A 12,893-nucleotide genomic window follows, 5' to 3' on the forward strand; every position below is an offset into this window, starting at 1 on the left:
AAAAAGCACACGAGCAAAGTCACCACAGGTTCAGCCGGGATCACCCGGCGCTTCCTGCGCAATGGTTTTAACGGCTTACTCCGCGCTCTCCCTGGTGAGCCGGGCTTGTTGTCACCATCGCCAGCGCCATGCGCAAGCATCGTCGCTAACTTGATATCAGCGTCGGGATATCAGGACCACACGGCTTCGCCATCCGCTCGCTGGTGCATTCGTCTGGCGCACCAACAGCGTCCATCGCATCCCGCGCCAACGTTTCGTGACGATCGCGAAGCGCCCCTCTCGATGGGCACGGGACGGCCGGCTTCTAATGGTGATTTGCCCGACATCACAAGTGATAGCGCCTGCGACACGTTGGCACGACGGGCAAATCACCCGTCATTCCGGAAGCCGCGCAACGGCTATCCGGAAATCCATTTGTCAAGACGACTGGTGGCAAAATGGATTCCTGGTTCGCCTTTCCGACCCCTTCCAAAAGCTCAAAGTAACCGATTATGATGTCGCTCCAATCGCGAATTGGAGTGATGGACATGGGCCAGAAGCCTGGACATCCTGCCGACTGCAATTGTTTGGGCCGCCGGAATTTCCTCAGGATGGCGAGCGGTGCGGCTTTAGCCGGAGCCACGGGTGGCGGCCTCTTCCTGGTAGATGAGGCACGCGCGGACGCGCTGTCCAGGGAGCTGCGCGACAAGCTGACACCCGAGCAAATCATCCAGGCCATGAAGAATGGCAACAAGCGCTTTCGCATGGGCGAAAGGAAACAACGAAATTATCTTCGCGAACAGAAAGCAAGCGCCAAGGGACAATACCCTGCCGCCGTCTTGTTGACATGCATCGACTCGCGCGCACCGGCCGAGGTCATCATGGACCTTGGAATTGGCGACATTTTCAACTGCCGGGTTGCCGGCAACGTCAGAAACGCGGACATCCTGGGCAGTATGGAGTTCGCCTGCAAATTGGCAGGAGCGAAGGTCGTGCTTGTCATGGGCCACACGGCCTGCGGCGCCATCAAGGGCGCAATCGATAATGCCGAGCTGGGCAATCTGACTGGATTGCTGGCCAAGATCAAACCCGCGATCGAGGCGACGGCCTATACAGGCGAGCGTTCGGCGAAGAACTATGCCTTCGTCGACGCGGTCGCGCGAAAGAACGTTGAAATGAACATTGCCGATATTCGGAAAGAGAGCCCCGTGCTTGCTGAAATGGAAGCCAAGGGCAGCATCAAGATGACCGGCGCGATGTACAATCTGGAGACGGGTGCGGTGGACTTCTTCGGCTGAAGCTTCCCAAGGAACAATGTCCCGGCAGCCGCTCGCAGAATGGCCAAGCTGCATCGCCGCAGCTTCTACTCCACCCAAAATTCCGGCAACGCCGGCGTCAGCCTTCCGCCCATCCGCACGGGCGCTACTTTCACCGCCAGCCCCGTCGCATCGCTGGTTTCGACCGCGATGCCGGAAAGCGTCGCCGGCCCCATCGCCGGCTCGAAGCGCGCTGCGGGAATGCCCGACGTGAAGCGCCGCATCGGCTCATCCTTCTGCATGCCGATGATCGAGTCGTAATCGCCGGTCATGCCGGCGTCGGTCATGTAGGCGGTGCCGGCGGGCAAAATCTGATGGTCTGATGTCGGCACATGGGTGTGGGTGCCGACCACGAGGCTGGCGCGGCCGTCGCAGAAAAAGCCGATCGCCTGCTTCTCGCTCGACGCCTCGCCGTGGAAATCGACCACCACCGCATCCGCCGCCTCGCGCAACGGGCAGGCTTCGAGTTCGCGGGCCAGAATCGCAAAGGGATCGTCGAACGGCGTCATGAAGACGCGCCCGATGGCGTTGATGACAAGCGCGCGCTTGCCGTTTTTGGTATCGATCAGCGCCGCGCCGCGGCCGGGCGCGCCTTGCGGGAAATTTGCCGGGCGGATGAGACGTGGCGCGCGCTCGATGAACACCAGCGCCTCGCGCTGATCCCAGGCGTGATTGCCGAGCGTGACGGCGTCGGCGCCGGCGTCGAGCAATTCCTGGTAGATCGCTTCCGTAATGCCGAAACCGCCGGCCGAGTTTTCGCCGTTGACGACAACGAGATCGAGCGACCAGTCGCGGATCATGCCCGGCAGATATTCCACGACCGCGTTACGGCCGGACCGGCCGACCACGTCGCCAACGAAAAGAATGCGCAAATTACGTGTCCTAAGTCCGAAGTTCGCCCCAAACCCTCCGCGCATCCTTCCGGCGAACTTCGGACTTGAAAGGACACGTCAACAATTATGTTTGCTGGTGGCCCTTTTATTCCAACATTCGCAAAATCGCCTGGCGAGACGGGATGCGAATGTTAGAATTGGGCCACTAGTTGCTCCGAAAATCGAACGCCTTCTTTTCCGTTAGCACATAATCGAGCGCGACGTCGTGCGCGAGCGCGGGGACAGCCTTGATTTCCTGCGCGGCGAAGGCGAGGCCCACCGTGACGATCGGCTTCATTTTCCGCAAGTGCGCCAGCGTAAAGTCGTAATGGCCGGCGCCATATCCGATGCGATGGCCGAGGCGATCGAAGGCGGCACACGGCACCAGCATGATATCGGGAATGAGTTCGGTTGCCGCCGGCGAGGGTTCGAGAATGCCGAGCGGGCCCAGTGTGAGCCGAGCGCCCGGTGACCAGGCGCGGAACGCGAGCGACTTGCCGCGCGCCATCACCGCCGGCAGCGCCAGCTTAGCGCCTTGCGAAGCAAGCTTGCGCATCAAGGGCGTGGGATCGAGTTCGCTTCGGATCGGCGAATAGCCGGAGACGACCGTGCCTTCGGCGATTTCGAACGGCAGCCCCCTTGCGGCGAGCCTTTCGCTGGCCGTGGCGCGCGCGGCAGCATGCATCGTATCGCGCGCATCGAGTGCGATTTTGCGGAGATCGGCCTTGGAAGGGCTAGCGGACATGCGATGTTTCGTCAGCAATGATGTTGTCATCACCCGCGAAAGCGGTGATCCAGTATTCCGGAGGCGTCAGCAATCGGCACCGCCGCGGCCAACGGGATACCGCGGGGTATGACGGGAAAATCAAAGAAACAAAGTGCGAGGCCGCGAACGCCGTTGAAGCACTCGATCCCGGAGTTCCCTACGAAAGTAGGTGGGCACCATATGTCCGGATCCACGGACCCGGCCAGGGACAGTTCCCTAAAGGATCGATAAGGCCCCGGGGATATATGGCTCCTGACGCGCGACGCAGCCTCGCGGAACCAATGTAACAACGAAGCAGCCGAATAACCAGCGGGCTCACGACACAACCCACGATGTCGTCCCTGCGACCCGTCTGCGCCAAGGCTTCGCCGGGGCTAGGCGAGCAGAGGCGCCGAAGCTTTAGCGAAGGCGGCACGCAGGGACCCATAAACCCGGAACAGTGATTTTGTCATGGATTGCGGCCCCAGCGTCTCAATCACAGCGGCCGGTGGTTATCGGCCCCGGATCGCGCTCGGCTTCCGCCACGCTTGTCCGGGACGACGTGAATTCGCCCGATTGCCACGCCATGGCCAGGCATTGGTGCTGATTTATTGCAGCTTCTGGTCGTCGATACGCTTGGCCTGGGCGGCGAGCGCGCGCTTCATGTCGCCCATTCGATGGAGGACAATCGCGCGGTCGATGTAGGTGTCGGGGAAGGCTGGATCGAGACCGATCGCCAAATCGAAATCGATCAATGCAAGAGCCAAATCCCCCCTGCGATACGCCACGCTACCCCGCTTTGAACTCAGAGTTCGTTGCTGGTCTGCCTCGGCCAACAGCGAATCATACTCTGCTCGCTGCGGTTCTTCGCTGAGAAGGCACGGGCGCGAACGATCCGCCTGAATCGGTGTGGAGCATCGGGGTCGCCCGGATTGTTGTCGGGGTGGTTGGGAAGCGAAAGCAACCTGATTCTCTCACCCGATCGCGACGCCGCCGCCGATCGTGCGGTTGAGCACCTGGGTGGTTTTCTCGATGCGGTCGGCGGCGGCGTTGAGCGCGTTGGCGACTGCGGCCTGAGTGGCCCTGGCGCGGTCGGCGGCGACGGCGCGCACGTCGTGGAGCGCCATCAGTTCCTCTTCGAGACCGCGGATGCGATTGCCGGCGTCCTGCAACTCGTCGCACACGGTGAGCGCCGCCATCACGGTCAGCCTCGCATCGCCGATCTCGCCGAACTTGCCGCGCAGGCTTTCGATGCGCGATTCCAGGCTCTCGGCGAGCCTGAGCAGCCGCGTCTCCTGCCCCTCCTCGCAGGCCATGCGGTATTGCCGGCCGTTGATGGTGACGTTGACGTGGTTCATGACATCTCTCCCGCATCCAGCACTTCGCGGATGGTGCCGATCGCGGCATCAAGCCGCTCGGCGATGTCGCGGTTGGAGCGCTCGAGCCGCTTCGACCTCACCAGCGATCCGTCGAGCTCGTTGGCAAGCCGTGCCCGGTCGGCGCCGAGCGCCTGGATCCGCGCCGCCAGTTCATCCTCGTCGCGGTCGGCGTCACGCCGCCGTTCCACCGCCCGTTCCAGCGCATCCAGCGCCGCCATCAGTCGGCGCGTGGCCGCATCGACGTCGGCAAAACCGGGCTCAGTGTGGTCCGAACCGTTGACGGATTGATCGTTCATGACAGGCGGTGGCGCTCTCGGCTGGCATAGGCGCTCGGCGAAATTGGCGGTCTCACCAAGCGTTTGGATGGAGAAATTTACGTGGCGCGCGAGGCGAGCGCAACGCCAGTTCGGAACTATGCACCGCAAAGCAGGTTGAAATGTTCCACTTCCTTTTGACTTTGGCAGATGAGGTGCTATCCAGCCCTCGACTTCCAGGTTCCAAAGAGCTTTCGCTGCCCGCGCCGGCTCGTTCACCGCCCGCGCGGGCCCAAGCATCTCATTACCTAACGGAATTTCATCATGACGCAGGTCGATCACGTTCGTATGGCCAATGCGATCCGCGGACTCGCGATGGACGCGGTCGAAAAAGCGAAGTCCGGCCATCCGGGCTTGCCGATGGGGGCCGCCGATATGGCGACTGTCCTGTTCACGCAATTCCTGAAATTCGATGCGGCCAACCTCGCCTGGCCCGACCGCGACCGCTTCGTGCTGTCGGCCGGCCACGGCTCGATGATGCTCTACGCGCTGCTCTATCTCACCGGCGACAAGCAGATGACGCTCGATCAGCTCAAGCGTTTCCGCCAGGTGGATTCGCTCACCCCGGGCCATCCGGAAAACTTTCGCACCAAAGGCATTGAAACCACCACCGGCCCACTCGGCCAGGGCCTTGCGACCGCGGTCGGCATGGCGCTGGCGGAAAAGATGCTGGCCGCCGAATTCGGCAAGAAGATCGTCGACCATCATACCTACGTGCTCGTTTCCGACGGCGACCTGATGGAAGGCATCTCGCAGGAAGCGATCGCGCTCGCCGGGGTTTGGCGGCTCAACAAGATGATCGTGCTCTATGACGACAACGGCATTTCGATCGACGGCCCGACCTCCATTTCCGACTCGGTCGATCAGATAAAGCGCTTCAAGTCCGCCGGTTGGGCGGCCGAACTGATCGACGGCCAGGACCAGGCGGCGATTGCGGCGGCGATCACCCGCGCGCAAAAATCCAGCAAGCCTTCGCTGATCGCCTGCAAGACCACCATCGGCTACGGGGCGCCGACCAAGGCCGGCACCAACAAGGCGCATGGCGAGGCGCTCGGCGCCGATGAACTGAAGGGCGCCAAGGAAAATCTCGGCATTTCGCTGGAGCCGTTCTCGGTGCCGGACGACGTATTGAAGGCGTGGCGCGAGGCGGGCAGCCGCGGTGCGGCAGCACGGATCGAATGGGAAGCGCGCTTTGCCGAGCTTGGGCCGCGCAAGCGCGCCGAATTCGAACGGCGGCTGCGCCATGAGCGGCCGGCGGCGCTGGCGAAGGCTTTCCGCGACTACAAGAAGAAGCTGCTGGAAAGCCCGCTCAACATTGCCACGCGCAAATCCTCGGAAGCTGTGATCGACGTGATTGCGGAAGCGATGCCGATGGAGTTTGTCGCCGGCTCCGCCGACCTCACCGGCTCCAACAACAACAAGGCGAAATCGGCAACGGGCTTTTCCGCCAAGACGCCGAAGGGCCGTTTCATCCATTACGGCATCCGCGAGCACGGCATGTGCGCGGCCCTGAACGGCATCTTCCTGCATGGCGGCTTTGCGCCGAACGGCGCCACCTTCCTGGTGTTCACCGACTATGCCCGGGGTGCGATGCGGCTCGCTGCGCTGATGGGAACCGGCGTGGTCTATGTCATGACCCACGATTCGATCGGGCTTGGCGAAGACGGCCCGACGCATCAACCGGTCGAGCATCTCGCCGCGCTCCGCGCCATTCCGAATATGCGGGTATTCCGTCCCTGCGATGCCGTCGAGGTTGCCGAGTGCTGGGAACTGGCGCTCAACCGCACCGATGGTCCGACGGTGCTGGCATTGACTCGTCAGAACGTGCCGCAGCTGCGCACCTCGGCTCCGTCAGATAATCCGTGCAGCCATGGCGCCTATGAACTGGTCGCAGCCCAGGGCGACGCCAAGGTGTCGCTGTTTGCCTCGGGCTCGGAAGTCGAGATCGCGGTCGCCGCGCAAAAGGACCTTGCCGGGCGCGGCATCGCGACGCGGGTCGTCTCGGTGCCCTCGCTCGAATTGCTGCTGGCGCAGCCGGACGACAAGCAAAAGACTGTGATCGGGAACGCGCCCGTGAAGGTCGCGATCGAGGCCGCGGTCCGCTGGGGCTGGGACGCCGTGATCGGGCACGACGGCTCCTTCATTGGCATGCACAGCTTCGGCGAAAGCGGCCCGGCGAAGGACCTTTTCAAGTACTTCGGAATTACCGCCGAGGCTACGGTTAATGCAGTTCTGAAACGCTTGGGATGAGGTTGAGCTGGAACCCGAAAAGGGTTACCTAACTGTCATCTTTTCCGTTCCTCGTCCGGCCGAACCGGGCGAAGCGCCGTCAGCCTCCCTCCGGGATCCGCCCGTGGGGATGGCGAGGGCTATTAGAGGAGAAAATGCATGGCAGTCCGGGTCGCTATCAACGGGTTTGGCCGCATCGGCCGCAACGTGCTGCGCGCCATCGCCGAGTCCGGCCGCAAGGATATCGAAGTGGTCGGCATCAACGATCTCGGTCCGGTCGAGACCAACGCGCACCTGTTGCGCTTTGACAGCGTGCACGGCCGCTTTCCCGGCACGGTGACGGTCGAGGGTGACTCGATCAGCCTCGGCAACGGCAAGATCAAGGTTTCGGCCGAGCGCGATCCGGCGAAGCTGCCCTGGAAGGCGCTCGGCGTCGACATTGCACTCGAATGCACCGGCATCTTCACCGCCAGGGAAAAAGCCGCGCTTCACCTCACCGCCGGCGCCAAGCGCGTGCTGGTCTCGGCGCCTGCGGAAAATGCCGACGCTACGATCGTCTACGGCGTCAATCACGACAAGCTCACCAAGGAGCATCTCGTCGTCTCCAACGGCTCCTGCACCACCAATTGCCTCGCGCCGGTCGCCAAGGTTCTCAACGACACCGTCGGCATCGAGATGGGTTTCATGACCACCATCCACGCCTATACCGGCGACCAGCCGACGCTCGACACCCTGCACAAGGACCTCTATCGCGGCCGCGCGGCGGCGATGTCGATGATCCCCACTTCAACCGGCGCGGCGAAGGCGATCGGCCTCGTGCTGCCGGAATTGAACGGCAAGCTCGACGGCGTCGCGATCCGCGTCCCGACACCGAACGTCTCGGTGGTCGACCTGAAGATCGTCGCCTCGCGCAAGACCACCAGGGAAGAGATCAACGAGGCGATGAAGCGCGCGTCCGAGCAGCAGCTCAAGGGCATCCTCGGCTACACCACGGCGCCCAACGTCTCGATCGACTTCAACCACGACCCGCATTCCTCCACGTTCCATATGGACCAGACCAAGGTGCAGAGCGGCACGCTGGTGCGGGTGATGTCCTGGTACGACAATGAATGGGGCTTCTCCAACCGCATGGCGGATACCGCCGTGGCGATGAGCAAGCTGCTCTGAGGAGTACGCGATGACGCTTCCACTCAGGGTGGCCATTCCAGCGGAAATTCTGATGCTTGCGTTTATCGTGTTCGCGTTCCGCCAAGGCATGCAAGTTACAAGCAAGCCAAGCGGAACTCCTCCGGAGGAAACCGCCAACTACACGGTTTCGCGTGATGACTGAGCAACAACTTGTTGCGCCGGGGCAATCGGGAGCGGTGATAAGAGCATGAAACCATTCCGCACCCTCGATGACGTCGACGTAAAGGGCAAGCGCGTGCTGCTGCGCGTCGACCTCAACGTCCCCATGGAGCAGGGTCGCGTCACCGACGCCACTCGCCTGGAACGCGTCGCGCCCACCATCACCGAAATCGCAGCCAAGGGCGGCAAGGTGATCCTGCTGGCGCATTTCGGCAGGCCGAAGGGTCGCGACCCCAAGGAATCGCTCAGGCCCGTCGCCGCAGCGCTGTCACAGGTGATCCACAAGCCCGTCGCCTTCGCCGAGGATTGCATCGGCGAGCCGGCGGCGAAAGCCATCGCGGCAATGAAGGACGGCGACGTTCTCTGTCTGGAAAACACCCGCTTCCACAAGGAAGAAGAAAAGAACGATCCGGCTTTCGTGAGCGAGCTTGCCAGGCTCGGCGACATCTGGGTCAACGACGCCTTCTCGGCGGCGCACCGCGCGCACGCTTCGACCGAAGGCCTCGGCCACAAGCTGCCGGCCTACGCCGGGCGCACCATGCAGGCCGAGCTCGACGCGCTTTCCAAGGCGCTGGAGGCGCCGACGCGGCCGGTGATCGCGATCATCGGCGGCGCGAAGGTTTCCACCAAGATCGACCTTTTGGAAAATCTCGTCAGCAAGGTCGATGCGCTGGTGATCGGCGGCGGCATGGCCAACACCTTCCTGCACGCGCAAGGCATCGGCGTCGGCAAGTCGCTCGCGGAGAAAGACCTCGCTCCCACCGCTTTGCGGATTCTCGACAAGGCGGAAACCGCCAATTGCGCCATCATCCTTCCTGTCGACGCGGTCGTGGCGTTTCATTTCGCCGCCAACTCGCCGTCGCACGCCTTCGGCCTCGATGCGATTCCGGCAGACGGCATGATCCTCGACGTCGGCCCGCAATCGATCGCGCGAATCCATGCCGCGATCGACGATGCGGCGACGCTGGTCTGGAACGGCCCGCTCGGCGCCTTCGAGATGACGCCGTTCGACCGCGGCACCATGATCGCGGCGCGTCATGCGGCGGAGCGGACGAAAGCGAAGAAGCTGGTGTCGGTCGCCGGCGGCGGCGACACCGTGGCTGCGCTCAACCAGGCCGGCGTGGCCCATGATTTCAGTTACGTTTCGACCGCTGGCGGCGCATTCCTGGAATGGATGGAGGGGAAACCTTTGCCCGGCGTCGAGGTTTTAAAAAAACAATAGTTCATACGGGCGATCAGCCCCAATGCGGAGAACAGGTGATGGCTCGGATCACGTTGCGTCAATTGCTCGACCACGCGGCGGAGCACGACTACGGCGTGCCGGCCTTCAACATCAACAATATGGAACAGGCGCTCGCGATCATGGACGCGGCGTCAAGCCTCGATGCGCCGGTCATCATCCAGGCCTCGCGCGGCGCGCGCTCCTACGCCAATGACGTCATGCTGCGCCACATGATGGATGCGGTCACGGAAATCTATCCGCAGATTCCGGTCTGCGTGCATCTCGATCACGGCAATGAGCCGGCGACCTGCATGACCGCGATCCAGTCCGGCTTTACCTCGGTGATGATGGACGGCTCGCTGAAGGCCGACGGCAAGACCCCCGGCGACTGGGATTACAATGTCGGCGTGACCAAAACCGTCACCGGCATGGCGCATCTCGGTGGCATCTCGGTGGAAGGCGAGCTCGGCGTGCTCGGTTCGCTCGAGACCGGCATGGGCGACAAGGAAGACGGCCACGGCGCGGAAGGCAAGCTCTCGCACGACCAGCTCCTCACCAATCCGGACGAAGCGGTGAAGTTCGTCAAGGAGACCAGGGTCGATGCGCTCGCGATCGCGATGGGCACCTCGCACGGCGCCTACAAGTTCACCCGCAAACCGGACGGCGACATTCTCGCCATGAAGGTGATCGAGGAAATCCACCGCAAGCTGCCGAACACGCATCTCGTGATGCACGGCTCGTCCTCGGTGCCGCAGGATCTGCAGGACATCATCAACGCCAACGGCGGCAAGATGAAGCCGACCTGGGGCGTGCCGGTGGCCGAGATCCAGCGCGGCATCAAGAACGGCGTCCGCAAGATCAATATCGATACCGACAACCGGATGGCGATGACCGGACAAATCCGCAAGGTGCTGAAGGACAACCCGGAAGAGTTCGATCCCCGCAAATATCTCAAGCCCGCGATGGAAGCGATGACCAGGCTGTGCAAGCAGCGGCTCCAGGAGTTCAATACCGCGGGCCAGGCGAGCAAGATCAAAAAGGTGCTGACGACGGCCGAAATGGCAAAGCGTTACGCCAAGGGCGAACTCGATCCCCGCGTCGCGTAGCGATCGCGAGGGTGGCGTGAGGAAAAACGGCTGTCCGCGGTCTTCGTCCGGCTTGCCGCCTCCGCTAAAGCTTCGGCGCGCCTGGACTCGCTCGCCCGTCGAAGCCTTCGCGTAGACGGGACCGGACGATCCAGTATTCCAGGGGCCGTAGCGCTCGGGCCGACAGGCCGCGGCGGACCGGATCACCCGCTTTCGCGGGCATGACACCCGAGGGAACCGCGATAGGCCACCACCCCCTGCCTCCGACCAACGTTAAACTCGGCATTTGCCCGAGAACGGTCTATTTTAGCCGCCAAAAGCCGAGCACCCTTCCGGAGGGCATTTCGATGAATCTCGCCGATCTGAACAAAGTCGCTCTCGCCATGGTCACCCCGGGCAAGGGCTTGCTCGCCGCCGATGAATCCACCGGCACGATCAAGAAGCGTTTCGACGCCATCAAGGTGGAATCGACGGAGGAAAGCCGCCGCGACTATCGCGAGATGCTGTTCCGCTCCAAGGAGGCGATGAGCCAGTACATCTCCGGCGTCATCCTCTATGACGAGACGATCTGGCAGAACGCAAAAGACGGAACCCCGCTGATCAAGCTGATCGAGCAGGCGGGCTCGATCCCCGGCATCAAGGTCGACGAAGGAACGCAGGCCCTGCCGAACTGCCCGGGGGAACTCGTTACCGCCGGCCTCGACAAGCTCGCCGAACGCCTGAAGAAATATTACGAGCGCGGCGCGCGTTTTGCGAAATGGCGCGCGGTGATCGACATCGGCCACGGCATTCCCACGATGACCGCGATCCGCGTCAACGCCCACGCGCTGGCGCGCTATGCCGCGCTGTGCCAGGCAGCCCAGATCGTGCCGATCGTCGAGCCGGAAGTGCTGATGGACGGCGATCACGATATCGACCGTTGTTACGAGGTGACGCAGCGTGTGCTCAACAAGACGTTCCAGGAATTGCGGGTGCAGCGCGTCCGGCTGGAAGGCATGATCCTCAAACCCAACATGGCGATATCGGGCAAGAAATCCGCGAAGCAGGCTGGCGTGCAGGAAGTCGCTGAAAAGACCATTCGTCTGTTGAAGACTTGCGTGCCCGCAGCCGTGCCCGGCATCGCCTTTCTTTCCGGCGGGCAGTCGGATGAAGAAGCGACGGCGCACCTCAACGCCATCAACGCGATCGGCGGCCTGCCGTGGAAGGTCACCTTCTCCTATGGCCGCGCGCTGCAAGCGGCGCCCCAGAAAGCCTGGTCCGGAAAGTCCGAAAACGTCGCCGCCGGGCAACGCGCGTTCAGCCATCGCGCGCAGATGAATGGCCTCGCCAGCACCGGCAAGTGGACGACCGATCTCGAAAAGAAGGCTGCCTGAAATTGGTTGCAAAGAATGTGGGTTCAAAGCCTGCCTCGCCGCGCCCGCTCCCGCGTCTCTATCTCTCGACACCGTCGATCGACGATCCGCAAAGCCTGCTTGGCGATCTTCCAGCCCTGTTGGCCGAAGCCGATGTCGCGGCCGTCTTGCTGCGGCTGAAACCGGCCGACCCGCGCACGCTGATCTCGCGCATCAAGGTGCTGGCGCCGGCGATCCAGGACAAGGGCGCCGCCCTTCTGCTTGAGGGGCACGTTGACCTTGTGGCGCGCGCAGGCGCCGATGGCGCGCATCTTTCCGGCCTGGAAGCGCTTGAAGAAGCGCTGCCAACGCTCAAGCCCGACCGTATCGCCGGCGTCGGGGGTCTTGCGACCCGGCACGATTCGATGACGGCGGGTGAACTGGGCGCGGATTACGTGCTGTTCGGCGAGCCGGATGCGCAGGGCCATCGGCCCTCGCTGGAGGCGATCTGCGAGCGCCTGCAATGGTGGGACGAAGTGTTCGAACTGCCCTCAGCCGGTTTTGCGGGCACGCTCGACGAAGTCGGCGCCTTCACCGCCGCAGGCGCCGACTTCATTCTCGCCGGTGATTTTATCTGGACGGCGTCCGAAGGGCCGCTTGCCGCGCTGCGTTCGGCCAAGGAAGCGATCCGCAAGGCCCATGCCGCGATGCCGGCCAGAGCCGAAGCGCCGCAAGGGTAGAGCCGGGAATGAAAGCGATGCGCGCATTGCTAGCGCCCACTTTTCGAAGTTCGTGCTCCGCCGCAGCACAGACCTTTCACAAACTTCGAAAAGTCATGGGCACTAGCAAAATTATAATAATTCCAGTGCCGCCTTTCCATTTGAAGTTCCTGGATGGTATTTGCCGCTTGCGGTGCAGGAACTTCAAATGGGCGGCACCGGTCCTTGCCGCCGCCGTGATGCTGACGGCTCACGCGTCCGCACAGGTGTCGCTTGCACCGCCCCCGGCAGCAGCGCCGGAAAAGCCGGCCGTCGCGGCAAAGCCGAAGATCAGGCCCGTGGCCAGGAAGCCGGC

General features: G+C 62.9%; 13 protein-coding genes and 1 other RNA gene. 8 read left to right on the plus strand and 6 right to left on the minus strand.

Features of this window, described 5'->3' with window-relative positions; genetic code table 11:
* The first annotated feature begins 527 nt into the window (after nt 1-527).
* Entirely contained in the window at nt 528-1,277 is a 750-nt protein-coding gene (locus tag WB528_RS02950) for a carbonic anhydrase family protein (protein WP_423886935.1), read from the plus strand.
* 65 nt (nt 1,278-1,342) lie between these two features.
* On the opposite strand, the gene WB528_RS02955 is transcribed toward WB528_RS02950, so the two are convergent.
* The 6 genes from WB528_RS02955 to WB528_RS02980 all read right to left on the minus strand — a co-directional run bounded on the left by WB528_RS02955 (nt 1,343) and on the right by WB528_RS02980 (nt 4,587).
* Nucleotides 1,343-2,167, minus strand: a complete 825-nt coding sequence (locus WB528_RS02955; RefSeq protein WP_423886936.1) for a TIGR00282 family metallophosphoesterase — start codon at nt 2,165-2,167, stop codon at nt 1,343-1,345.
* A 166-nt stretch (nt 2,168-2,333) separates the two neighbouring features.
* Entirely contained in the window at nt 2,334-2,912 is a 579-nt protein-coding gene (locus WB528_RS02960) for a 5-formyltetrahydrofolate cyclo-ligase (RefSeq protein ID WP_423886937.1), read from the minus strand.
* A 134-nt stretch (nt 2,913-3,046) separates the two neighbouring features.
* Nucleotides 3,047-3,207: non-coding RNA, 6S RNA (ssrS, locus tag WB528_RS02965), on the minus strand.
* Between the two features lie 313 nt (nt 3,208-3,520).
* Complete coding sequence (locus tag WB528_RS02970) at nt 3,521-3,667, minus strand: hypothetical protein (protein ID WP_423886938.1); 147 nt, start codon at nt 3,665-3,667, stop codon at nt 3,521-3,523.
* A 219-nt stretch (nt 3,668-3,886) separates the two neighbouring features.
* Nucleotides 3,887-4,270 carry a cell division protein ZapA gene (locus WB528_RS02975; protein WP_423886939.1) on the minus strand — a complete coding sequence of 128 codons (384 nt, stop codon included), beginning with the start codon at nt 4,268-4,270 and terminating at the stop codon, nt 3,887-3,889.
* Nucleotides 4,267-4,587 (minus strand): DUF4164 domain-containing protein, encoded by a 321-nt coding sequence (locus WB528_RS02980; protein WP_423886940.1) that lies wholly within the window; start codon nt 4,585-4,587, stop codon nt 4,267-4,269. The genes WB528_RS02975 and WB528_RS02980 overlap by 4 nt, the downstream gene beginning before the upstream one ends.
* Nucleotides 4,588-4,869: 282 nt before the next feature.
* Between WB528_RS02980 and tkt the strand changes: the two genes are divergently transcribed.
* The 7 genes from tkt to WB528_RS03015 all read left to right on the plus strand — a co-directional run bounded on the left by tkt (nt 4,870) and on the right by WB528_RS03015 (nt 12,559).
* A complete protein-coding gene (tkt, locus tag WB528_RS02985) occupies nt 4,870-6,855 on the plus strand; it encodes a transketolase (protein ID WP_423886941.1) in 1,986 nt (661 codons plus the stop codon).
* A gap of 138 nt (nt 6,856-6,993) precedes the next feature.
* Nucleotides 6,994-8,001: a type I glyceraldehyde-3-phosphate dehydrogenase gene (gap, locus tag WB528_RS02990; RefSeq protein ID WP_423886942.1), complete on the plus strand. Its 1,008-nt coding sequence runs from the start codon at nt 6,994-6,996 to the stop codon at nt 7,999-8,001.
* Nucleotides 8,002-8,011: 10 nt separating this feature from the next.
* Entirely contained in the window at nt 8,012-8,164 is a 153-nt protein-coding gene (locus tag WB528_RS02995; RefSeq protein ID WP_423886943.1) for a hypothetical protein, read from the plus strand.
* Between the two features lie 45 nt (nt 8,165-8,209).
* A complete protein-coding gene (locus WB528_RS03000; protein ID WP_423886944.1) occupies nt 8,210-9,403 on the plus strand; it encodes a phosphoglycerate kinase in 1,194 nt (397 codons plus the stop codon).
* A gap of 38 nt (nt 9,404-9,441) precedes the next feature.
* Nucleotides 9,442-10,509: a class II fructose-bisphosphate aldolase gene (gene fba, locus WB528_RS03005; RefSeq protein ID WP_423886945.1), complete on the plus strand. Its 1,068-nt coding sequence runs from the start codon at nt 9,442-9,444 to the stop codon at nt 10,507-10,509.
* A 326-nt stretch (nt 10,510-10,835) separates the two neighbouring features.
* Nucleotides 10,836-11,861: a class I fructose-bisphosphate aldolase gene (locus WB528_RS03010; protein WP_423886946.1), complete on the plus strand. Its 1,026-nt coding sequence runs from the start codon at nt 10,836-10,838 to the stop codon at nt 11,859-11,861.
* 17 nt (nt 11,862-11,878) lie between these two features.
* Nucleotides 11,879-12,559 (plus strand): thiamine phosphate synthase, encoded by a 681-nt coding sequence (locus tag WB528_RS03015; protein ID WP_423886947.1) that lies wholly within the window; start codon nt 11,879-11,881, stop codon nt 12,557-12,559.
* Nucleotides 12,560-12,893: the final 334 nt, after the last annotated feature.

The sequence above is a fragment of the Bradyrhizobium sp. genome, from assembly GCF_049586575.1.
Taxonomy (GTDB): Bacteria; Pseudomonadota; Alphaproteobacteria; order Rhizobiales; family Xanthobacteraceae; genus Bradyrhizobium.